The sequence below is a fragment of the Rhodobacter sp. SGA-6-6 genome (assembly GCF_011043545.1).
Taxonomy (GTDB): Bacteria; Pseudomonadota; Alphaproteobacteria; order Rhodobacterales; family Rhodobacteraceae; genus Pseudogemmobacter.
Genome location: NZ_JAAKGP010000007.1, coordinates 118,161 through 139,216 on the forward strand (window position 1 = coordinate 118,161; position 21,056 = coordinate 139,216).

At 70.9% G+C, this 21,056-nt stretch carries 19 protein-coding genes; 12 read left to right on the forward strand and 7 right to left on the reverse strand.

Annotated elements, in window-relative coordinates:
* Positions 1-19: 19 nt before the first annotated feature.
* Both G5B31_RS14130 and dksA read right to left on the reverse strand, forming a co-directional pair.
* Positions 20-1,207 carry an FAD-dependent monooxygenase gene (locus G5B31_RS14130; RefSeq protein WP_165018767.1) on the reverse strand — a complete coding sequence of 396 codons (1,188 nt, stop codon included), beginning with the start codon at positions 1,205-1,207 and terminating at the stop codon, positions 20-22.
* A 92-nt stretch (positions 1,208-1,299) separates the two neighbouring features.
* On the reverse strand, positions 1,300-1,722 hold the full coding sequence (gene dksA / locus G5B31_RS14135) for an RNA polymerase-binding protein DksA (RefSeq protein WP_165018963.1): 423 nt from the start codon (positions 1,720-1,722) through the stop codon (positions 1,300-1,302).
* A 172-nt stretch (positions 1,723-1,894) separates the two neighbouring features.
* Between dksA and G5B31_RS14140 the strand changes: the two genes are divergently transcribed.
* The 5 genes from G5B31_RS14140 to G5B31_RS14160 all read left to right on the forward strand — a co-directional run bounded on the left by G5B31_RS14140 (position 1,895) and on the right by G5B31_RS14160 (position 7,675).
* Positions 1,895-2,734: a MoxR family ATPase gene (locus G5B31_RS14140; RefSeq protein WP_165018769.1), complete on the forward strand. Its 840-nt coding sequence runs from the start codon at positions 1,895-1,897 to the stop codon at positions 2,732-2,734.
* A gap of 1,025 nt (positions 2,735-3,759) precedes the next feature.
* Positions 3,760-5,169 carry a DUF2927 domain-containing protein gene (locus tag G5B31_RS14145; RefSeq protein WP_165018771.1) on the forward strand — a complete coding sequence of 470 codons (1,410 nt, stop codon included), beginning with the start codon at positions 3,760-3,762 and terminating at the stop codon, positions 5,167-5,169.
* A gap of 41 nt (positions 5,170-5,210) precedes the next feature.
* Complete coding sequence (locus G5B31_RS14150) at positions 5,211-5,375, forward strand: hypothetical protein (RefSeq protein WP_165018773.1); 165 nt, start codon at positions 5,211-5,213, stop codon at positions 5,373-5,375.
* A 10-nt stretch (positions 5,376-5,385) separates the two neighbouring features.
* Positions 5,386-6,567: a VWA domain-containing protein gene (locus G5B31_RS14155; protein WP_165018775.1), complete on the forward strand. Its 1,182-nt coding sequence runs from the start codon at positions 5,386-5,388 to the stop codon at positions 6,565-6,567.
* A gap of 424 nt (positions 6,568-6,991) precedes the next feature.
* Positions 6,992-7,675, forward strand: coding sequence for a M48 family metallopeptidase (locus G5B31_RS14160; RefSeq protein ID WP_165018777.1), 684 nt, complete (start codon positions 6,992-6,994; stop codon positions 7,673-7,675).
* A gap of 3 nt (positions 7,676-7,678) precedes the next feature.
* Here the strand turns inward: G5B31_RS14160 and G5B31_RS14165 are convergent, their stop codons facing one another.
* From G5B31_RS14165 to G5B31_RS14175, 3 genes are all read right to left on the reverse strand, one after another.
* Positions 7,679-8,221, reverse strand: a complete 543-nt coding sequence (locus G5B31_RS14165; protein WP_165018779.1) for an RSP_2648 family PIN domain-containing protein — start codon at positions 8,219-8,221, stop codon at positions 7,679-7,681.
* The gene (locus G5B31_RS14170; RefSeq protein WP_165018781.1) at positions 8,218-9,432 is read right to left on the reverse strand and encodes an RSP_2647 family RNA methyltransferase; all 1,215 of its coding nucleotides are present in this window, start codon (positions 9,430-9,432) and stop codon (positions 8,218-8,220) included. The genes G5B31_RS14165 and G5B31_RS14170 overlap by 4 nt, the downstream gene beginning before the upstream one ends.
* A 67-nt stretch (positions 9,433-9,499) precedes the next feature.
* A complete protein-coding gene (locus tag G5B31_RS14175; protein WP_165018783.1) occupies positions 9,500-10,189 on the reverse strand; it encodes a DUF6778 family protein in 690 nt (229 codons plus the stop codon).
* Positions 10,190-10,461: 272 nt separating this feature from the next.
* Between G5B31_RS14175 and edd the strand changes: the two genes are divergently transcribed.
* Positions 10,462-12,267, forward strand: a complete 1,806-nt coding sequence (gene edd / locus G5B31_RS14180) for a phosphogluconate dehydratase (RefSeq protein WP_165018785.1) — start codon at positions 10,462-10,464, stop codon at positions 12,265-12,267.
* A gap of 148 nt (positions 12,268-12,415) precedes the next feature.
* Positions 12,416-13,057: a bifunctional 4-hydroxy-2-oxoglutarate aldolase/2-dehydro-3-deoxy-phosphogluconate aldolase gene (gene eda, locus G5B31_RS14185; RefSeq protein ID WP_165018787.1), complete on the forward strand. Its 642-nt coding sequence runs from the start codon at positions 12,416-12,418 to the stop codon at positions 13,055-13,057.
* 6 nt (positions 13,058-13,063) lie between these two features.
* On the opposite strand, the gene G5B31_RS14190 is transcribed toward eda, so the two are convergent.
* Both G5B31_RS14190 and G5B31_RS14195 read right to left on the reverse strand, forming a co-directional pair.
* Entirely contained in the window at positions 13,064-13,339 is a 276-nt protein-coding gene (locus G5B31_RS14190; protein ID WP_346763920.1) for a hypothetical protein, read from the reverse strand.
* A 14-nt stretch (positions 13,340-13,353) separates the two neighbouring features.
* The gene (locus G5B31_RS14195; RefSeq protein WP_165018791.1) at positions 13,354-16,125 is read right to left on the reverse strand and encodes a glutamine-synthetase adenylyltransferase; all 2,772 of its coding nucleotides are present in this window, start codon (positions 16,123-16,125) and stop codon (positions 13,354-13,356) included.
* 379 nt (positions 16,126-16,504) lie between these two features.
* Here G5B31_RS14195 and G5B31_RS14200 point away from each other — a divergent pair, with 379 nt between their 5' ends.
* The 5 genes from G5B31_RS14200 (at position 16,505) to G5B31_RS14220 (ending at position 21,043) form a co-directional block, all read left to right on the forward strand.
* Complete coding sequence (locus G5B31_RS14200; RefSeq protein WP_165018793.1) at positions 16,505-16,972, forward strand: YbaK/EbsC family protein; 468 nt, start codon at positions 16,505-16,507, stop codon at positions 16,970-16,972.
* A gap of 123 nt (positions 16,973-17,095) precedes the next feature.
* Positions 17,096-17,605: a DUF2852 domain-containing protein gene (locus tag G5B31_RS14205; protein ID WP_165018795.1), complete on the forward strand. Its 510-nt coding sequence runs from the start codon at positions 17,096-17,098 to the stop codon at positions 17,603-17,605.
* 120 nt (positions 17,606-17,725) lie between these two features.
* Positions 17,726-18,562, forward strand: a complete 837-nt coding sequence (locus G5B31_RS14210) for an arginyltransferase (RefSeq protein WP_165018797.1) — start codon at positions 17,726-17,728, stop codon at positions 18,560-18,562.
* 172 nt (positions 18,563-18,734) lie between these two features.
* Positions 18,735-19,340 (forward strand): TRAP transporter small permease subunit, encoded by a 606-nt coding sequence (locus G5B31_RS14215; RefSeq protein WP_165018800.1) that lies wholly within the window; start codon positions 18,735-18,737, stop codon positions 19,338-19,340.
* Positions 19,340-21,043, forward strand: a complete 1,704-nt coding sequence (locus G5B31_RS14220) for a TRAP transporter large permease subunit (protein ID WP_165018801.1) — start codon at positions 19,340-19,342, stop codon at positions 21,041-21,043. The genes G5B31_RS14215 and G5B31_RS14220 overlap by 1 nt, the downstream gene beginning before the upstream one ends.
* Positions 21,044-21,056 lie beyond the last annotated feature (13 nt).

Genomic DNA, 21,056 nt, shown 5'->3' on the forward strand with positions numbered 1-21,056 from the left:
TTCGTCGAAAATCCGCCCCTTACCCGCCCTTGGTCACGTCGTGGCCGTAAAGCCAGTCGAACCGCGACAGCGCCGCCCCAGGGGCGACCTTGCCCATGATCCGCAGCCCGGTATGGGCCAGGCTGCGCATCGCCCCCGACAGGTGATAGGCCCGGGCGTTGCTGTTCGCTGCCTCGACGATCCGCGCCGCCCGCGGCCCGCGGCCCGACTGGTAGACCCGCAGCGCCGCCGGCAGCGTCTCGTGCCGGGCCAGCGCATCGGCCAGCACCCAGGCATCCTCCAGCCCCATGCTGGCGCCCTGCGCCAGGAAGGGCAGCGTCGGATGGGCGGCGTCGCCGAGGATCGCCACCGCGCCCTCGGGCAGCACCCGGAACCAGCTTTTCGCCACCGGATGGCGGAACAGGCCCCAGAGCCAGACATCCTCCACCTGCTCCAGCCAGCCGCGCACCCGCGGGCCGAAGCGCTCGAAGGCCAGCCGCAGTTCCATCGGGTCGTCGCGCAGCGACCAGCCCTCCTCGGCCCAGCGGCGGCGCTCCTCGACCGCGACGATGTTGCGCAGCGTGCCGCCGCGCAGGGGATAGCTGACCAGATGGCGCCCCGGGCCCATATGGACCTCGGCCACGGCTTCGGCCCCGGGCTCGCAGGGGATCAGCGCCCGCCAGGCGACCTGATGGGTGAAGAAGGGCGCGTCCTCGCCGTTCAGCGCCCGGCGGGTCGGCGACTGCAACCCGTCGGCGCCGAGCAGGAGGCCCGCCTCGATCTCGGCCCCGGTGGACATCACCAGCTTCGGCCGCGGGCCGGTGAGGTCCACCCGGTCGGCCTTCTGCAACAGCCGCAGTTCCGCCCCCGCCGCGCGGGCGCCGTCCAGCAAGAACTGGATCAGGTCGGCCCGGTGCAGGAAGTGATAGCCCTGGTCGGGCCGCAGCTTCGCCACCTCCAGCCGCGTCACCACCGCGCCGTCGCGGCCGTCGCGCAGTTCCACCGCCACCGCGCGGGTGGAGGCCGCCTCCAGCGCCTCGCCGAGGCCGAGCGCCTTCAGCACCGCAGCACCATTGGGGCTGATCTGCAGCCCGGCGCCGACCTCGCGGACCGCATCCGCCTGTTCCAGAACCGTGACCTTCGCCCCGCGCAGCGCCAGCGCCCGCGCGGCGGCAAGCCCGGCGACGCCGGCGCCCAGGATGAAGACGGGTTGCCCGAGTGGCGTCATGTTGCCCCGAAATGAAAACGCCGGGCCAAATCGCCCGGCGCATGTTCCACAGCCGGCCCGCGCGGCGCAAGTCCCCGCGGTGCCGCATGAATTCAATCGTCGCGGTGCACCTTCTCGCGCCGCTCGTGGCGCTCCTGCGCCTCCAGCGTCATGGTGGCGATGGGGCGGGCGTCCAGCCGCTTCAGGCTGATCGGCTCTCCGGTCATCTCGCAATAGCCGTATTCGCCGTTCTCGATCCGCCGCAGCGCCGCATCGATCTTGGCCACCAGCTTGCGCTGCCGGTCGCGGGTGCGCAGTTCCAGCGCGCGGTCGGTCTCCTCGCTGGCGCGGTCGGCCAGGTCGGGGACGTTGCGGGCCGAGTCCTGCAGGTTCTCGATGGTCTCCGACGATTGCTCCAGCAGTTCCTGCTTCCAGATGATCAGCTTGCGGCGGAAGTATTCGAGCTGTCTGTCGTTCATGAAGGGTTCGTCTTCGGCGGGACGGTAGTCGTCGGGCAGAAACACTTCCGGCTTCATCGCAGCACTCTCTCTCTTGTCGGGTCGCTCCGACAGGCTGGCATCTGTCATGGCGCGCTCCTGTTGGGCCGGGCATGTAGCGCAAGCGCCGGGGATTGTCACTAGCGGTTGCGACAAATTGAAGGCGCGGCTAGGGTCCGCCCCGCCTTCCCTCCAGAGCCCTGATGCACCGATGAAATTCGCCTCCACCGATTCCTATGTCGCCGATGCCGCCCTTGCCGTGGCGGTGAACGCCGCCGTCACGCTGGAACGCCCGCTCCTGGTGAAGGGCGAGCCGGGGACGGGCAAGACCGAGCTGGCGCGGCAGGTCGCCGCTTCGCTGGGCCTGCCCTTCCTGGAGTGGAACGTGAAGTCCACCACCAAGGCGCAGCAGGGCCTCTATGAATATGACGCCGTGTCCCGCCTGCGCGACAGCCAGCTGGGCGAGGCCCGGGTCCACGACGTGGCCAACTACATCCGCAAGGGCAAGCTCTGGCAGGCCTTCGAGGCGCCGGGCCGGGTGGTGCTGCTGATCGACGAGATCGACAAGGCCGACATCGAGTTTCCCAACGACCTGCTGCAGGAACTGGACCGGATGGAATTCCACGTCTACGAGACCGGCGAGACGGTGAAAGCCCTGCACCGTCCGGTGGTCATCATCACCTCGAACAACGAGAAGGAGTTGCCCGACGCCTTCCTGCGCCGCTGCTTCTTCCACTACATCCGCTTCCCCGACCCCGAGGTGCTGGCCGCCATCGTCCGCCTGCATTTCCCCGGCATCAAGGAGAAGCTGCTGGCCACCGCGCTGGCGCAGTTCTTCGAGATCCGCGAGACGCCGGGGCTGAAGAAGAAGCCCTCCACCAGCGAGGTGCTGGACTGGCTGAAGCTGATCCTGGCCGAGGATCTGTCGCCCGAGGACCTGCGGCGGGATGCGAAGGACGCCCTGCCCCGGCTGCACGGCGCGCTGCTGAAGAACGAGCAGGACGTGCAGCTGTTCGAGCGGCTGGCCTTCCTGGCCCGCGGGCAGCGGTAGGGCGGACGGGCGGACGGACGAACGGCGGCCGGGCGGAAAAGGCGAGGCATTGCCTCGCCCCCCGCCCGTGCGAACGGGTTCGCCCGGAAACGCTGGCAGCCCTGAACCCGGAGAGGCCAGCGCCCGACCCGGCGGGCGAGAAGCGCCCGCCGGGGGCGGGGCGGGCGCTGGCCGGGCCTTTGGGGCCCGGCCGGTCTAGGCTGAACCGTTGCGCCGTGGCGAAGGCACACGCCTTCGCCAAGACAAGGTTAACTGTCATACCCCTGCAAGCGCCAATCCCCTTTCGGAGGCCGGCCGGAACGGCGGGGTGAACCCCGCCCTACGGGTGGCCCGAGTAGGGCGGGGTTCACCCCGCCATCGCGCCTCCCTTGAACGGATCGAACCAGACCCGAATCGGGCGGGATTGCCGAAGTTCCGCCACAATCTTGACACGATTAGCTCACGGAATCCCAAAATTCAGTCACAATCTGTAATATTGCGTGACAATACCACCGCATATCTGGTTCCGGCCGCCCGGCCGACCTCTATCGCTGGTTCGGACACAATCGCCAAGATTCCGCGGAATTGACACAAGCGGGCCGCGATAAGGACACTCGGCATCTGTTGGATCGACCTCGAACGATCCCGGTTCCGAAAGCTGTCCGAATGCCCCGCACCCGCCCGACATCCCTTCCCGACAAGGCCGCCGCGCCTTGGGCGGGGGCGCATGTCCCGGCGGCCCGGCAGACAGCTTTTGCAACCGGGATCCTTCGCCCGGGCGCTGCCGCGGCCTCTGCCGGCCAAAGGCATCCCGGGCCCTTCCACGCGCAACCCGGGCTGGTCCGCCCGGCAAGCACGCCTGACACGGACCTGCGGGGCACCACGTCTGCTCGCCCCCGCAGGCCCGGGTCCCGGGCAGCGTGGGCACCGGACCACCGCGGTCCGCGGGCGGATGGCGATGCGGGGGCATCGCCGTCCGTCCGGGTCGGCGGGGCACCGCCCGGGGCCGCAAGCCCCGGCACACGCATGAATCGAGCTGCCAGACAATGCGGACCCTTTCCTTCGCCGCGATCCTCGCGGTCCTTGCGACCGCCGCTTGCGTCCCCGCCTCCGAGACGGCGCCCGACGCCCAGGTGACCAAGGCCCGCCCCGCCGCCCCGGCGGCGGAGGAGCCGGCCCTGCCCGCCATGGGCTTCCTGGCCAACCCCGATTTCGCCGCCCTGCCGCAGGGCGCCGGCCGCGGCAATGCCGCGCTGGCGCGCGATTTCCTCGACCTCGCCTTCCAGCTGGAAAGCGGCCGGGCCCTGCCGATCCTCTCGCGCTTCGAGGGGCCGGTGACGGTGGCGATGACCGGCGCCGTGCCCGCCTCGGCCCCCGCCGACCTGTCGCATCTGATCGCCCGCCTGCGCAGCGAGGCCGGGATCGACATCCGCCCCGCCGCCCCGGGCGAACCCGCCGCCATCACCGTGCATTTCGCCCCCCGCGCGCAACTGCGCCGGCTGGCGCCCTCGGCCGCCTGCTTCGTAGTGCCGAACGTCTCGACGCCCGAGGACTACCGGGCCAGCCGCGGCACCGCCACCGTCGACTGGGCCGCGGTGGTCGAGCGGCGGCAGGCCGGCATCTTCGTTCCCGCCGAGGCCAGCCCGCAGGAGGTGCGCGACTGCCTGAACGAGGAACTGGCCCAGGCCCTCGGCCCGCTGAACGACCTTTACCGGCTCACCGATTCCGTCTTCAACGACGACAACTTCCACTCGGTGCTGACCCGCTTCGACATGACCATCCTGCGCGCCTATTACGCGCCGGAGCTGCGCTCGGGCATGTCGCGCAAGGCGGTGGCGGCGGCGCTGCCCGCGGTCCTCGACCGGATCAACCCCGGCGGCGCCGGCATGGGCGGCGGCGACGTGTCGGACACGCCGAAATCCTGGAAGACGGCGATCGAGACCGCGCTCGGCGCCGGCGGCGGACAGGCCGCGCGCCGCGCCGCCGCCGACCGGGCGCTGATGATCGCCCGGGCCCAGGGCTGGACCGACGGGCGGCTGGCCTTCAGCCATTTCGCCATCGCCCGGCTCTACGTCGCCTCGGACCGCACCCGCGCCGTCGAGGAATTCTCGCGCGCGGCGAAGATCTACCGCAGCCTGCCCGGCGCCGAGGTGCAGGTCGCCCATATCGACATGCAGCTGGCCGCCATCGCCGTCGCCTCCGGCCAGCCGGAGCAGGCGCTGGCCTTCGCCGACCGCGCCATCCCGGTGGTGCGGGGGGCGCAGAACTACGCCCTTCTCGCCACCGTGCAGCTGATCAAGGCCGAGGCGCTGGACCTGCTGGGCCGCAGCGCCGAGGCCGATGCCCTGCGGATGGACAGCCGCCGTTGGGCGGGCTATGGCTTCGGCTCGGATGCGCAGGTGCGGGCGCGCACGCGCGAGATCGCCGCGCTCGGGGCGCAGGGGTCGCGGGGCTGAGGCCCGCCCCCTTCCCCGGCCGGCCGAAAGGGGATGAAGCGATGCTGGTGATCGGCGGCCTTGTGATCGGGGCGCTCTGGGGCGGGTTCAGCGCGAAGCGGCGCGGCGGCAAGCCGGCCGACATCGCCCAGTATGCCGCGGTCTATGCCATCCTGCTCGGCCTCCTCGGCCTGTTCCTGACCATCGCCATCGAACGCCTGCTCTAGGGGCCGGGGCATGTTCCTGCCCTTTCTCGACCATCTGCGGCGCGAAGGCGTGCCGGTCTCCCTGCGCGAGTTCCTCACCTTCCTGCAGGCGCTGGAGGCCGGGCTGGCCACCCATGACGTCGAGGGATTCTACCACCTCGCCCGCACCGCCATGGTCAAGGACGAACGCCATCTCGACCGTTTCGACCGCGCCTTCGCCGCCGCCTTCAAGGGGCTGGAGTCGCTCACCGCCGAGGACGTGCTGCAGGCGCTGGACCTGCCGGCCGACTGGCTGGCGAAGCTGGCCGAGAAGCACCTGACCGAGGAGGAACGCGCCGCGGTGCAGGCACTCGGCGGTTTCGACAAGCTGATGGAGGCGCTGAAGCAGCGGCTGGATGAGCAGAAGGGCCGCCACCAGGGCGGCAACAAGTGGATCGGCACCACCGGCACCTCGCCCTTCGGCGCCTATGGCTACAACCCGGAAGGGGTGAGGATCGGGCAGGAGGAAAGCCGCCACCGCCGCGCGGTGAAGGTCTGGGACCGGCGCGAGTTTCGCAACCTCGACGACCGGGTGGAGATCGGCACCCGCAACATCAAGGTCGCGCTCCGGGCGCTCCGCCGGTGGGCCCGCGACGGCGCGGCGGAGGAGCTGGACCTCGACGGCACCATCCGCGCCACCGCCGAGCACGGCTGGCTGGACGTGCAGACCCGGCCCGAGCGGCGCAATGCGGTGAAGGTTCTCCTGTTCCTCGACGTCGGCGGCAGCATGGACCCGCATGTCAGGGTGATGGAGGAGCTGTTCTCGGCGGCGAAATCCGAATTCCGCCATCTGCAGCCGTTCTACTTCCACAACTGCCTCTATGAGGGGGTCTGGCGCGACAACGCCCGGCGGTGGAGCGCGCAGGTTCCGACCTGGGACGTGCTGCGCAGCCATGGCCCGGACTGGAAGGCGATCTTCGTCGGCGACGCGGCGATGAGCCCTTACGAGATCACCCATCCCGGCGGGGCCAACGAGCACTGGAACAAGGAGGCCGGGCAGGTCTGGCTCACGCGCGCCGCGGAGCAATGGCCCGGACATCTCTGGATCAACCCGGTGCCGGAGAGCGGCTGGGGCTACAGTCCATCCACCGCGATGATCGCGCGCCTCTTCGGCGGCCGGATGGTGCCGATGACGGTGGAAGGGATCGCGCGCGGGGTGAAGCTGCTGCGGTGAGGGGGTGCCCTTGGCCGTGGCATCGGGATTCTCCGCGGCCTGTTCGGGCGGGAGAAGGCGAGGCACTGCCTCGCCCCCGCCCGTGCGGATGGGCTCACCCGGAGACGGCAGTCACGAGAACCCCGAGAGGCCAGCGCCCGACCCGGCGGGCGAGAAGCGCCCGCCGAGGGCGGGGCGGGCGCTGGCCGGGCCATTGAGGCCCGGCCGGTCTGGTTGCAACCGTTGCATCGTGGCGAAGGCGATGGCCTTCGCCAGGGAGACCGGGGAACGGTGGGATGAACCCCACCCTACGGCAGAGATGGCCTCGCCGTAGGGCGGGGGTCACCCCGCCGTCTGTCCCCCGGCAGTCTCCCGCGCAACACCCCTTGCCGAAGCCTCCCTCACAGCCCTGTTCCCCGCCCCCCGCGCATCCTATATCCGGCGCATGGCACTCTGGCTTCCCCTCCTCCTCGCCGTCCTCTGGGCCGTCGTCTCGATGCGCTTCTCGGTCTGGCGGACGCAGAAGATGCTGGACGCGCAGTCCCGCCCGCTGCGCGACCCGGATCTGGAGCGGCTGACGGCGCGGATGGCCGCCGCGCTGGACATCCCCGAGATCCGCGTCCATGTCTTCGACGTGGAGCCGGTGAACGGCCTCGCCGCCCCCGACGGCCGCATCTTCCTGACCGAGGGCTTCCTGAAGAAATACCGGCAAGGCCTTGTCACCGATGAGGAACTGGCCTCGGTCATCGCCCATGAACTCGGCCATGTCAGCATGGGCCACGCCCGCCGGCGGATGATCGACGTGACCGGGCAGAACGCGGTGTTCTTCCTGCTGACGGCCTTCCTGTCCCGCTTCGTGCCGATCATCGGGGTCTGGATCGCCAACATGATCTCCACCGCGGTGATGGCCCGGCTGTCGCGGCGCGACGAGTTCGAGGCGGATGCCTATGCCTCGGCGCTGCTGATCAAGTCCGGCATCGGCACCGCGCCGCAGAAGTCGCTGTTCCGCAAGCTGGGTGCGCTGACCCGCACCAGAACCGAGGGCATCCCGGCCTGGCTCCTCAGCCACCCCGCCGCCGAGGAGCGCATCAGCGCCATCGAGGCGAACGAGGCGCGCTGGCTGGGGTAGCCCCTATCCCGACAGCGCCTTCGCCAGCCGGAACAGCCGCACCCGTTTCAGCAGGGGCTTCAACTCCACCTTCTGCCCGGAAATCCGCTCCGCCTTGGCGCGGACCTCCTCCACCACCCGCGCCATCGTCTCGGGGTGGCGGGACAGCATCTCCCACAGGAAGCCGTCCGGGTCGCGGCGGCGGAGGCCCTCCTCGGCCAGCACATGGCCGGGGAAATCGCCGGCGTTGAAGGTGACGATCTCGTCCGCCCCGGCCGCGATGGCGGTGGCCAGCACATGCAGGTCGTTCGGGTCGGGCAGATGCAGCCGGGCCTCGATCTCCGGCCGTTCGCGGGTCAGCCCGCGGGGGAAGGCCGCGCGCAAGAGCGCCGCCTCGCCCTCGGCCACCGCCTGCGCCCCGGGGCCGAGCTTCGCCGCGGCAAGGGTCCATTCGCGCAGGATGCGGTCGGAGAACACCGGCTGGTAAAGCCCCGCCGCCGCCGCGCCCTGAAGGATTTCCCGCAGCACCGTGGGGTAAAGGACGCAGGCGTCGAGGACGGCCTTCATCCGTCCAGCCGGAAGGCCAGCGCCTTGAGGTAGGAGGATTCGGCCAGCTGCGGCAGCACCGGATGGTCCGGCCCGGCGAAGCCGGTGTGCAGGATCTGCCCGCGGCGCCCGCCCCGGCCGATGCCGCGGGCGCAGGCGTTGCGGAAGCTGGACAGGTCGGCAGCGTGGGAACAGGAGCAGAGCACCAGGTATCCCCCCGGCGCCACCAGCGGCGCGGCCAGCCGGGCGATCCGCTCATAGGCCCGCAACCCCGCCTCCAGCGCGGGCTTCGCCGGGGCGAAGGCGGGCGGGTCGCAGATCACCAGGTCGAAGCGAGCGGCTTCGGTGCCCAAAGCCTCCAGCACCGCGAAGGCGTCGCCCTGCCGGGTCTCGAACCCGGCGAAGCCCGAAGCCCGCGCCCCCGCTTCGGCTAGCGCCAGCGCCGGGGCCGAGGCATCCACCGCCAGCGCCGCCTCAGCGCCGCCCGCAAGGGCCGCCAGGGCAAACCCGCCGACATGGGTGAAGACATCCAGCACCCGCGCGCCCCGCGCCAGCCTTGCGGCGAAGGCGTGGTTCTCGCGCTGGTCGTAGAAGAGCCCGGTCTTCTGCCCGCCCATCAGGTCGGCCATGTAGGTGGCGCCGTTCATCGGCACCGGCAGCGGTCCCGAAGGCGCCGCACCATGGACCACCGCCGTCTCTTCGGCCAGCCCCTCCAGCCCGCGCGCCCGGCCCGAGCCGTTCTTGATCACCGTGGCGACGCCGGTCACCGCGACGAGTGCCGCGACCAGCGGCCCGAGGAGCGTCTCGGCCCAAGCGGCGTTCGGCTGCACCACCGCCACCTCGCCGAAACGGTCGATCACCACGCCGGGCAACCCGTCGGATTCGGCATGGACCAGCCGGTAGAACGGCCCGGGATAAAGCCGCGCCCGCAGGGCCAGCGCGCGGGCCAGCCGCGCCTCGAACCAGGCCTGATCGACCTGCGCCTCCGGGTCGCGGTCCAGCATCCGCGCCACGATCTTCGAGGCGGGGTTGACCGTGACCAGCCCCAGGGGCCGCCGCTCGGCATCCTCCAGCACCGCCAAGGTGCCGGCGGCCAGGGCATTGGTGCGGCGGTCCAGCACCAGTTCGTCGGCATAGACCCAGGGGAAACCATGGCGGATCGCCCGGGCCTCGGCCTTGGGGCGGAGGCGGACGACGGGACGGGCGGGGGAATGGGAAAGGGAGGGCTCCATGCCCTCCCCCTTAGCGGTTTCCGGAAAGCGGCGGAAGCGGTCAATCCGCCATCCGCCGCGCAGGCGGTCAGTTCATGGCGGAGAGCACCAGCGTGCCCGGCCGGCTGTCCGAGGACGACAGCACCAGCCCGAACCGCGACGGGTCGGCGGTCAGCGTGTCCAACTCGTCGTGCAGCACCTGCGCCAGCCGTTCCACTACCACAACCCGCTGGGTGCGGCCGGCGTAATCCTCGGCGATGGCCTTGGCCCCGCCCGCGGCCTTCACGTCGGCGTTCACCAGCCGCGGCCCGTCCAGCACCGCGCCGGTGGCGGCGTCGCGGATCGTCAGCTTGAAGTGCAGCGCATGGGTGCCGCCGATGGTGTTGCGGGTCTTCTCGGTGACGCAGTGGAAGCGCACCACCTCGACCTCGGCCACCACGGCCACGCCGGAGTTCAGCCCGGCCGTGCCCTTCGCCGCCGCCTCGTCGAAGATCGACTTCACCTGCAACAGCCGGTTGCCGCGCGGCTCGCCGCGCCAGACCACGTCGGCGATGGGATACCAGGTGTCGGCCTCGCTGACCCGCAGCGCGGCGGGGACCTTCACCACCACCTGCGTCACGTTCAGCGGGATGGCGACCGCCCTTTCCTTCACCGCCAGCGGGGCATCCTTGGTCGCCAGCGACACCGTCCCGGGGGCCGAGCGGGTGGCCTCGGGCTGGACACAGGCGGAAAGACCGAGAACCAGGCCGAGAGACAGCAGGGTCTTGAACGCTTTCATCTTCGCATCCTCCTTGGCGGGCTTTCCCGATGGGGCGAGGCCCGGATCGAAAGGAAGAATGCCGTTCAAATGCGGCGGATTTGGGCTGACACCTTGGCGCGGCAAGGGAGTTATTGCGGCGATCCCCCTGCCCCCCATGGGATTTCCTGTTATGCTTCGCCGGCCGTCCAGACCGGCCCCACAACCGGCCCCGCAGCCTTGTTAGCGCTAACGCAAGCTGCTACAAGGGCGCGAGGCCGAAGCCAGACGACCAGAACCAGGACCCGAAAGCCATGCCGCTGAACGCCACCGTCGCCCGCGTCACCGACCGCATCCGCGCCCGCTCGGAAGCGCCGCGCGCCGCCTATCTCGACCGCATCGGCCGCGCCGCCGCCGCGGGGCCGGCGCGCGCGCACCTGTCCTGCGGCAACCAGGCCCATGCCTATGCCGCCATGGGCGCCGACAAGCCGGCGCTGGCCGCCGCCCGCGCCCCGAACATCGGCATCGTCACCGCCTACAACGACATGCTCTCGGCCCACCAGCCCTATGAGTCCTACCCCGCGCTGATCCGCGAGGCCGCCCGCCGCGCCGGCGCCACCGCGCAGGTGGCGGGCGGCGTGCCGGCGATGTGCGACGGGGTGACCCAAGGCCAGGCGGGGATGGAGCTGTCGCTGTTCTCCCGCGACGTGATCGCGCTGGCGGCCGGGGTGGCGCTGTCGCACAACACCTTCGACGCGGCGCTCTTCCTCGGCGTCTGCGACAAGATCGTCCCCGGGCTGGTGATCGCCGCCGCCACCTTCGGCCATGTGCCGGCGGTCTTCGTCCCCGCCGGGCCGATGACCTCGGGCATCACCAACGACGAGAAATCGCGGGTCCGCAACGCCTTCGCCGAGGGCAAGGCCACGCGCGAGGAACTGATGGCGGCCGAGATGGCCAGCTACCACGGCCCCGGCACCTGCACCTTCTACGGCACCGCCAACACCAACCAGATGCTGATGGAGATCATGGGCCTGCACCTGCCCGGCGCCAGCTTCGTCAACCCGAACACGCCCTTGCGCGCGGCGCTGACCGAGGCCGCGGCGACCCGGGCGGCGCAGATCACCGCGCTCGGCAACGACTTCCGGCCGGTGGGGGAGATCCTCGACGAACGCGCCTATGTGAACGGCATCGTCGGGCTGATGGCGACGGGCGGGTCCACCAATCTGGTGCTGCACCTGCCGGCGATGGCGCGGGCCTCGGGCGTGATGCTGGACCTGCAGGACTTCGCCGATCTATCCGACGCGGTGCCGCTGATGGCCAAGGTCTACCCGAACGGGCTGGCGGACGTGAACCATTTCCACGCCGCCGGCGGCCTTCAATTCCTGATCGGGCAGCTGCTGGACGCGGGCCTGCTGCACCCCGACGCGAAGACCGTGGCCGGCGAGGGGCTGGAGCCCTACCGGCAGGAGGCGGTGCTGGAGGACGGCCGGCTCGGCTGGCGGCCTGGCCCCACGGCCAGCCTGAACGACAAGATCCTGCGGCCCGCCAACGATGCCTTCGCCCCGGTCGGCGGGCTGAAGCAGCTGTCCGGCAACCTCGGCCGCGGGGTGATCAAGGTCTCCGCCGTCGCGCCCGAGCGGCATGTGATCGAGGCCCCGGCGCGGGTGTTCCACACGCAGGAGGCGGTGAAGGCCGCCTTCAAGGCCGGCGCGTTCACCTCCGACACCGTGGTGGTGGTCCGCTTCCAGGGCCCGCAGGCCAACGGGATGCCGGAACTGCACTCGCTGACCCCCACGCTGTCGGTCCTGCAGGACCGCGGGCTGCGGGTGGCGCTGGTGACCGACGGGCGGATGTCTGGCGCCTCCGGCAAGGTGCCGGCTGCCATCCATGTCTCGCCCGAGGCCGCCGCCGGCGGGCCGCTGGCCCGGCTGCGCGACGGCGACCTGGTGCGGCTGGACGCCGATGCCGGCACGCTGGAAGTCCTGGCCCCCGGCTTCGAGGACCGCCCGCCCGTCCCCGCCGACCTTTCCGCCAATGCCCATGGCATCGGGCGGGAACTGTTCGAGGCCTTCCGCCGCAATGTCGGCCCTGCCGTGACCGGCGCCGCCGTGGTGGTCTGACGGCGCGCCCTGCATCGACCTGCGCCTCCGGCGGGAGTATTTTTGCCAAGATGAAGACCGCAGCGGGAAGCCCCTTCATCTTGGTCCCAAATACTCCCGCCGGAGGCTCCAACGCCGCCCCATCCGCTCCGCCCGAAGGAAAATCCCCATGACCCCCGCCGAACAATCCGCCAAGGCCCTTCAGGTCTGCCGCCTCGCCCCGGTCGTGCCGGTGCTGGTGATCGAGGACCTGTCCCATGCCAGGCCGCTGGCCGAGGCATTGGTGGCCGGCGGCCTGCCGGCGCTGGAGGTCACCCTGCGCACCCCTTGCGCGCTGGACGCCATCCGCGCCATGGCCGGGGTGCCGGGCGGCGTGGTCGGCGCGGGAACGCTCCTGACCCCCGCCGACGTCAAGGCCGCCAAGGCCGCCGGCGCCGCCTTCGGCGTCTCGCCCGGCGCCACCGACCGGCTGATCGCCGCCTGCGAGGACGAGGGGCTGCCGCTTTTGCCCGGCGCCGTCACCGCCTCCGAGATCATGGCGCTCCTGGAACGCGGCTATACGGTGCAGAAGTTCTTCCCGGCCGAGCAATCCGGCGGGGCGGCCTTCCTGAAATCCATCGGCTCCCCGATCCCGCAGGTCAGCTTCTGCCCCACCGGCGGCATCGGCCCGAAGAACGCGCCCGACTATCTGGCGCTGAAGAATATCCTCTGCGTCGGCGGCAGCTGGGTGGCGCCGAAGGAGGCGATGCTCCGCGGCGACTGGGCCGGGATCACCCGCCTTGCGGCCGAAGCCCGCGGCCTGCGGGGCTGACCGGGGTCAGCCGCCCTCGCGCATCCGCGCCATCCGGCCGCCGCGGCGGCCGGTCTGACCCGGCGCTTCCAGCCCGGCCTCCAGCACCCCGCTCATCGGATGCTCGGGCCGCGGCAGCCCGTAATGCGCGATCAGGGTGCGCAGGGCATCGGCCACCGGCGCGCCGACCGGCAGGCTCAGCGCCCAGTCCATGAAGATCGACCGGCATTCGCCAAGGCTGATGCCCTCGATGTTGTAGCTTTCCCGCACGAGCCCCTTCGGGTCGGCCTCTTCCAAGCGCACGGCGCGTCTCCCCATCAAGCTGCATCCTTGGTGCCGAATTTCCCGGCAATCGCCTTGCCTGCAAGCGACACCGCACGGTCCAGCCGCGCCGAAAGCGCCTCGACGCCCGCCTCTCCGGTCTCGCGCAGCAGGAAAGCCCGGCCACCCTCGCCAAGCGCTTCCGGCTCCAGCGCCCGCTCGGTCAGGAGCCGCGCGCCGCAGTGCAGCCGCCAGAGCAGCCGATAGGCATCCAGCAGCACCGCCTGTTCCTCGGCCGACAGCACCCCCTTCGAGGCCAGCTGCCGCTCCACGCCTCGGGCCGGGTTGGCGGCGACCAGCGCCGCCCATTCGGCGCAAAGCTCGATGTCCATCAGCCTTCCGGGGCCGTCCTTGGTCTCCCAGGCGCCTTTCGCCGGCTTCGCCTCCGCCAGCCGCGCCCGCATGGCGGCCACATCGGCCAGGACGCCCGCGCCCTGCCCCTTTTCGGCCAGCATCCGCCGCCGCCAGTCCTCCACCTCCGCCGCCGGCCCGGGCGCGCCGGCGATCACCCGGGCGCGGGTCAGCGCCAGATGCTCCCAGGTCCAGGCCTCGCCCTGCTGGTAGTCCTTCCAGGACTGGATCGAGGTCGCCACCGCCCCCGCCCGGCCAGAGGGACGCAGCCGCACGTCCACCTCGTAGAGCCGCCCCTCCGCCGTCTGCGCCGACAGCGCCGTCACCATCGCCTGCGTCAGCCGGGCGTAATAGGTGCGGGTCGGCAGCGGCCGGCGGCCCTCGGAGGCCTCCACCCCCTCGGCATCGTAGATCAGGATCAGGTCGAGGTCCGAGCCCGCGTTCAGCCGCCCTGCCCCAAGGGACCCCATCCCCAGCAGCACCGCCCCCCGCCCGGGTGCCGCGCCGTGCTTGGCCGCGAAATCCGCCTGCACCACCGGCCAGAGCGCCTGCACCACCGCCTCGGCCAGGTCGGCATAGCTCTTCCCGGCCTCGAAGGCGTCGATCAGCCCGCGCAGGTGGTGGACGCCGACGCGGAAATGCCATTCCTTCATCCAGCGGCGGGCCAGGTCCAGCGCCGCCTCGTAGTCGCGCGCCTCGGCCAGCCGGGCCGCCAGTTCCGCCCGCAGCCCCGCCGCCCCCGGCCAGGCCGACCAGAAGCTGCCGCCGATCACCGCATCCAGCACCGCGGCATTGCGGCTGAGATAGCGCGCCAGCGCCGGCGAGGTGCCGGCGATGTCGACGATCAGTTCCACCAGCGCCGGGTTCTGCTCGAACAGCGCGAAGACCTGCACTCCGGCGGGCAGGCCGGCGAGGAAACCGTCCAGCGCCACCAGCGCCTCCTCGGGGTGGGCGGCGCGGGACAAGTCCTTCAGGATGCGCGGCCGCAGGCGGCGGAAGATCGCCTGCGCCCGGTCGGATTTCAGGCAGGGATAGCCCTGCCAGCCGGCGACGATGGCCTTGGCCTGGTCGGACAGTTCCGGCCCCTCCTCGGCCTCGGCGGGAGCGAAGAAGCCTTCGGTCAGCCGGTCGGTGCGGTGAAGGCGGTCGAGCAGGCCGGCGCGGAACGCCGCCGCCTCCTCGCCGCAGAAGGCGGCGATCCGGGCCACGCCCTCGGGCGTCGCCGGCAGGGAATGGGTCTGGGCATCGTTCACCATCTGCAGCCGGTGCTCCAGCTGCCGGTGCGCCCGGTAAAGCGCGGCCAGTTCCTCCGCCGTGGCCTGCGGCACCCAGCCCTTCGCCGCCAGCGCCGCCAGCCCGCCCAGCGTGGTGCGGTCGCGCAAGGCGGGGTCGCGGCCGCCGGCGATCAGCTGGCGGGTCTGGGTGAAGAACTCGATCTCGCGGATGCCGCCGGCGCCCAGCTTCATGTTGTGCCCCTCCACCGCCACCGGCCCGTGCAGGCCGCGGTGGTCGCGGATGCGCAGCCGCATGTCATGGGCGTCCTGGATCGCGGCGAAGTCGAGGTGCTTGCGCCAGACGAAGGGGGTCAGCGCCTTCAGGAACCGCTCCCCCGCCGCGATGTCACCGCCGCAGGGGCGGGCCTTGATATAGGCCGCGCGCTCCCAGGTCCGGCCCTCGGCCTCGTAATAGGCTTCCGCCGCGGCCATCGACAGGCAGACCGGGGTGACGGAGGCATCGGGCCGCAGCCGCAGGTCGAGGCGGAAGACATAGCCGTCCTCGGTCACGTCGCTGAGGAGCGCCGTCATCCGGCGGGTGACGCGGATGAAGGCGGCGCGGGCCTCGGCGGCCTCGGCGCCGTAGCGGTCCTGATCGAAGAGGCAGATCAGGTCGATGTCGGAGGAATAGTTCAGCTCGTGCGCGCCCATCTTGCCCATGGCCAGCGCCACCATGCCGCCCGCGTCGGCGGCATCCTCCGGCCCCTGCCCCGGCAGCTTGCCGCGGCGGATCTCCTCGGCGACGAGACGTTGCAGGCAGAGGTCCACCGCCCGGTCGGCCAATTGCGTCAAGGCGCCGGTCACCATCTCCAGCGGCCAGACCCCGCCGAGGTCGCAGAGCCCCGCCAGCAGCGCCACCCGCCGCTTCGCCTGCCGCAGCGCCGGACCGAGCCGGTCGGTCGCCGCTTCCCCGGGCGCCGCCAGCGCCGCGTCCAGCGCCGCCTCCGGCGCCTGCCCGGCGATCTCGCGCAGCCACTCCGCCTCGCGCAGCATCAGCCCCTTGAGATAGGGCGAGCAGCCCGCGGTGGCGGCCATCAATTCGCGCAACTCCCCCGGAAGATCGGGGAACCCTGCGGCCAGGTCGGCGGCGGCCTCGGGATCGAAGGGGATGGGGCTGCGGGAAATGCGGGAGGTCAGGCTCATGGCGCGCATCCTGCGGCGGCGGCGGCGGGGAGGCAAGGGTGCCGCTGCCGCGGCATTCCATATCGTTGCGGCGGGCGGAGCCGCTTGGGGCTGCTGTCGGCTGATGGGGGTATTCTGCCCCCCAATGCCATCGGTTTCTCGAACCGATGGCGAAACCGCTGGCATACCCCTGAGGATATTTGGAGCAGGTGAATTTGAAGAAGACCTCTTCTCCATTTCACCTGCCCCAAATATCCCCGCCGGAGGCAGATCCGAGCCGGTTGCGCGGAACGCGCAGAGGCGAGAGGAAAGGCTTGCGGCGAAGCCGCGCAATATCGCCACCGCTTCCCCCCTTGACCGGCCCGCCGTTCCGCCCTTCCCTGCGCGGCAGGAGGAGCCCATGTCGAAATCCCTTGCCCGTGTCAAAACCGCCCTGCACGACGCCGGGCTCGCGGCCCAGCCGGTGGAGATGGCCGCCGAGACCCGCACCGCGGAGCAGGCGGCGGAAGCCGCGGGCTGTGCGCTGGACCAGATCGTCAAGTCGATCCTGTTCCAGGGGGAAAGCGGGCGGCTCTACCTGTTCCTGACGGCCGGCGGCAACCGGGTCGATGCCGCCCGCGCCTCGGCGCTGGCCGGAGAGCCGCTCGGCCGCGCCGACGGCCAGACCGTGCGCGAGGTCACCGGCTTCGCCATCGGCGGGGTGGCGCCGCTCGGCCACCTGACGCCGCTGCCGGTCTGGATCGACCCGCGGCTGCTGGAGTTCCCGCTGGTCTGGGCCGCCGCCGGCACCCCGCGCCACATCTTCCCCGCCGCGCCGGACGACCTGGCCCGCGCCGCCAAGGCCACCGCGGCCGCCTTCACCGGATAGGCCCGGGGCGGTCGGCCGCCGGTGCATGTAAATAATCTTCACATACCTCTTGCGCGACTCAGCCGCCTGCCCCACATTGCCACATGTGAAAGGTATTCACATGGATCAACCGGGAGTTCGCCGATGAACACGACCACCGCCTACCCTTCGTCCGGTCCGGGCCGCTGGCTCCGGCGCGCCGAGGACTGGCTCGATCAGCGGGGCAAGGCAGCGTGGATCGCCGCCATGGTCCTGGGCTTCATCATCTTCTGGCCGCTGGGGCTGGCGCTCCTGGCCTACATGATCTGGGGAAAACGCATGTTCGGAAAATCCTGCCGCCACCGCCACCACTTCGGTCATGACCGCCACGACCGCCGGGCCTGGGCCGAGAACTGGGAGCGGATGGGCCGCGCCGCCCGTCCCTCGGGCAACGCCGCCTTCGACGCCTACAAGGCCGACATGCTGCGCCGGCTGGAAGAGGAACAGGAAGCCTTCGAGACCTTCCTCCAGCGCCTGCGCGAGGCCAAGGACAAGACCGAATTCGACAGCTTCATGGAAGACCGCGCCCGCAAGGCGCAGGAGACCCCGGCCGCCGACCCGGCCAGCGGCGGCGCCCCGGCGGGCGACCCCACCGCGCGGCGCGGCGAATACTGATCCCCCTCCCCCGCCCGGTCCTGCCCGGGCGGGGGTTTTCCGTTCCGATCAAAGCGGCTTGGCGCGGGGCTGCGGCCTTGCTAGGCTGCGGCCCGGAGACCCCCGGACCTTTCGCGGACAATGCGCCACACCCTTCCCATCGCGCCGCAGTTCTATGTGACGGCCCCGCAGCCCTGCCCCTATCTCGACGGGCGGATGGAGCGGAAGCTGTTCACCGCGCTGCAGGGGGAACATGCGCAGCGCCTGAACGACACCCTGTCGAAACAGGGCTTCCGCCGCAGCCAGAACGTGCTCTACCGCCCCTCCTGCGCCGAATGCTCGGCCTGCCTCTCGGCCCGCATCCGGGTGGCGGACTTCCGGCCCAACCGCAGCCAGCGCCGCATCCTGAAGCGCAACGCCGACCTGCGCCGCAACGCCACCAGCCCCTGGGCGACCGAGGACCAGTTCCAGCTGTTCCGCCGCTATCTCGACAGCCGCCACGCCGACGGCGGCATGGCCGACATGGACATCTTCGAATTCGCCGCGATGATCGAGGAGACGCCGATCAAGTCGCGCGTCATCGAATACACCCGCCCGGCGGCCGAGGGCGAGCGCGGCCGCCCGCTGGCCGCCGTCTGCCTGACCGACGTCTTCGACGACGGGCTGAGCATGGTCTACAGCTTCTACGACCCCGACCTGCAGGTGCAGTCGCTGGGCACCCATGTCATCCTCGACCACATCGCCATCGCGCGCGAGGCGGGGCTGCCCTTCGTCTACCTGGGCTACTGGGTGCCGGGCAGCCGCAAGATGGGCTACAAGGCCGGCTTCGACGCGCTGGAAATCTACAAGGCCGGGCGCTGGCAACCCATCGGCGACCCGGCCTCGCATGGGGCGGAGCTGCATCCGCTGTCGGTCGACCCGATCGCCGAGCAGGTCGCCCGCATCTCGCTGCCCGAGGCGCGGCTGTCGCGCGACTGACGCTGCGTCATCCGCAGACTGCCCGAAATCCGTGCAACCCTGCCTAGCATTTGCGCTGGACCGGCGGCGATTTCCCCTACAGATTGGGCCTGCCGCGACCGGCAGGACCATATCGGGCGCCAGGCATCCAGGAAGCCCCGCACAGAGGGCCACTGCAACAGGGGGGAAACCGATGCAACCGCTTCTGGCGCTGGCGCGCCTGATCGACCGCATCTCCGCCGCCATCGGGCGCGGCGTGATGTGGCTGATCCTCGCCTCGATCCTGATCTCGGCCGCCAACGCCATCCTGCGCAAGGTCGCGCCGCAACTGGCCTCCAACGCCTGGCTGGAGCTGCAATGGTATCTGTTCGGCGCCGCCTTCATGGGCGCCGCCGCCTATACGCTGCAGCAGAACGAGCATATCCGCATCGACATCTTCTACGGCACCCGCACGCGCCGGACGCAGCACTGGATCGACCTCTTCGGCCATGTGTTCTTCGCCCTGCCCTTCTGCATCATCATGAGCTGGCTCCTGGTGCCCTACACGCTGAACGCCTGGCGGATCGGCCAGGTCTCCACCAATGCCGGCGGCCTGCTGATCTGGCCCGCCCGCGCCATCCTCGCCGCGGGCTTCATCCTGCTGACGGCGCAGGTCCTGGCCGAGATCGTCAAGAAGATCGCGGTGATGACCGGCCGGATGGAGGACCCGCATCCCTTCGTCTCCGCCCATCACGCCGCCGAGCTGGAAGGCGCGCAACTGGCCGACACCGTGGCCCGGCTGAACGAGGAGAAGCGCTGATGCTGGAGTTCATCGCCGTCAACATGGCGCCGATCATGTTCGCCTCGCTGGTGGTCTTCCTGCTGCTCGGCTATTCGGTCGCCTTCTCGCTGGCCGCCAACGGGCTGCTGTTCTTCGCCATCGGGGTCTGGCTGGCGCCCTATTCGCAGCACACCATCACGCTCGACTGGGCGCTTCTGGGCACCATGCCGCAAAGGCTGTGGGGCACGATGTCGAACGAGACCATGCTGGCGATCCCGTTCTTCACCTTCATGGGCATCATCCTGGAACGATCGGGCATGGCCGAGGACCTCTTGGACACGGTGGGCCAGCTGTTCGGCCCGGTGCGCGGCGGGCTGGCCTATGCGGTGATCATCGTCGGCGCGCTTCTCGCCGCCACCACCGGGGTGGTCGCCGCCTCGGTCATCGCCATGGGGCTGATCTCGCTGCCGATCATGATGCGCTTCGGCTACGACCGCCGCGTCGCCAGCGGGGTGATCGCCGCCTCGGGCACATTGGCGCAGATCATCCCGCCCAGCCTGGTGCTGATCGTGCTGGCCGACCAGCTGGGCAAGTCGGTGGGCGACATGTATAAAGGCGCGCTGATCCCCGGGCTGGTGCTGACCGGGTTCTACATGGCCTATGTCTTCACCATCTCGATCCTGCGGCCGCATTGGGTGCCCGCCCTGCCGCCCGAGGCGCGGACGCTGGGCCATGGCGTGCTGTCGCTTCTGGTCGCCGTCGCGCTGGCCATCGCCATCGGCTACGGCGCGCATCTCTGGCTCTACCCGACGCAGGGTGCCAATGCCGACATCCTCGGCGGCTCGGTGGGCGTGATCGCGATCTACCTCTGGGCGCTGGCCGACAAGGCCCTGGGGATGAACCTGCTGTCCAACCTGGCGCGGCAGGTGATCATCGTGCTGATCCCGCCGTTGGCGCTGATCTTCCTGGTGCTCGGCACCATCTTCCTGGGCATCGCCACCCCGACCGAAGGGGGCGCGATGGGGGCCGTGGGCGCCATGGTGCTGGCCGCGATGAAAGGGCGGCTGACCATGCCGGTGATCACCCAGGCGCTGGCCTCGACCACCAGGCTGTCGGCCTTCGTGATGTTCATCCTGGTCGGCGCGCGGATGTTCAGCCTGGCCTTCTACGGGGTGAACGGGCAGATCTGGGTCGAGCACCTGCTGGTCGGCCTGCCCGGCGGGCAGACCGGGTTCCTGATCTTCGTCTCGGTGCTGGTGTTCCTGCTGGCCTTCTTCCTGGACTTCTTCGAGCTGGCCTTCATCATCGTGCCCCTGCTGGTGGCGCCGGCCACCGCGCTCGGCATCGACCTGATCTGGTTCGGGGTGATCCTGGGGGTGAACATGCAGACCTCGTTCATGCACCCGCCCTTCGGATTCGCGCTGTTCTACCTGCGCTCGGTCGCGCCGCGGGGGGCCTATACCGACAAGGTGACCGGCAAGCGGCTGGACGGGGTGACGACCGGGCAGATCTATTGGGGCGCGGTGCCCTTCGTGGTGATCCAGGTGGTGATGATCGGGGTGGTGATCGCCTTCCCCTCGCTGGTGATGCACTACCAGGGCGTGATCGTCGATCCCTCCACCATCGAGATCAAGGTCCCCACCCTGCAGCCGATGGCCCCGCTGGGCGGCGCCACCACGGCGCCCGCGCCGGGCGGCCTGCCGGGCCTGCCGACGCTGGGGCAGCCCACGGTGACGCCGTAGGGGAAGCCGACGC

Coding starts and splice junctions, on each gene's coding strand:
- G5B31_RS14130 (WP_165018767.1), bottom strand. CDS start 1,207: ATGACGCCACTCGGGCAACCCGTCTTCATCCTGGGCGCCGGCGTCGCC.
- dksA (WP_165018963.1), bottom strand. CDS start 1,722: ATGAAGCCGGAAGTGTTTCTGCCCGACGACTACCGTCCCGCCGAAGAC.
- G5B31_RS14140 (WP_165018769.1), top strand. CDS start 1,895: ATGAAATTCGCCTCCACCGATTCCTATGTCGCCGATGCCGCCCTTGCC.
- G5B31_RS14145 (WP_165018771.1), top strand. CDS start 3,760: ATGCGGACCCTTTCCTTCGCCGCGATCCTCGCGGTCCTTGCGACCGCC.
- G5B31_RS14150 (WP_165018773.1), top strand. CDS start 5,211: ATGCTGGTGATCGGCGGCCTTGTGATCGGGGCGCTCTGGGGCGGGTTC.
- G5B31_RS14155 (WP_165018775.1), top strand. CDS start 5,386: ATGTTCCTGCCCTTTCTCGACCATCTGCGGCGCGAAGGCGTGCCGGTC.
- G5B31_RS14160 (WP_165018777.1), top strand. CDS start 6,992: ATGGCACTCTGGCTTCCCCTCCTCCTCGCCGTCCTCTGGGCCGTCGTC.
- G5B31_RS14165 (WP_165018779.1), bottom strand. CDS start 8,221: ATGAAGGCCGTCCTCGACGCCTGCGTCCTTTACCCCACGGTGCTGCGG.
- G5B31_RS14170 (WP_165018781.1), bottom strand. CDS start 9,432: ATGGAGCCCTCCCTTTCCCATTCCCCCGCCCGTCCCGTCGTCCGCCTC.
- G5B31_RS14175 (WP_165018783.1), bottom strand. CDS start 10,189: ATGAAAGCGTTCAAGACCCTGCTGTCTCTCGGCCTGGTTCTCGGTCTT.
- edd (WP_165018785.1), top strand. CDS start 10,462: ATGCCGCTGAACGCCACCGTCGCCCGCGTCACCGACCGCATCCGCGCC.
- eda (WP_165018787.1), top strand. CDS start 12,416: ATGACCCCCGCCGAACAATCCGCCAAGGCCCTTCAGGTCTGCCGCCTC.
- G5B31_RS14195 (WP_165018791.1), bottom strand. CDS start 16,125: ATGAGCCTGACCTCCCGCATTTCCCGCAGCCCCATCCCCTTCGATCCC.
- G5B31_RS14200 (WP_165018793.1), top strand. CDS start 16,505: ATGTCGAAATCCCTTGCCCGTGTCAAAACCGCCCTGCACGACGCCGGG.
- G5B31_RS14205 (WP_165018795.1), top strand. CDS start 17,096: ATGAACACGACCACCGCCTACCCTTCGTCCGGTCCGGGCCGCTGGCTC.
- G5B31_RS14210 (WP_165018797.1), top strand. CDS start 17,726: ATGCGCCACACCCTTCCCATCGCGCCGCAGTTCTATGTGACGGCCCCG.
- G5B31_RS14215 (WP_165018800.1), top strand. CDS start 18,735: ATGCAACCGCTTCTGGCGCTGGCGCGCCTGATCGACCGCATCTCCGCC.
- G5B31_RS14220 (WP_165018801.1), top strand. CDS start 19,340: ATGCTGGAGTTCATCGCCGTCAACATGGCGCCGATCATGTTCGCCTCG.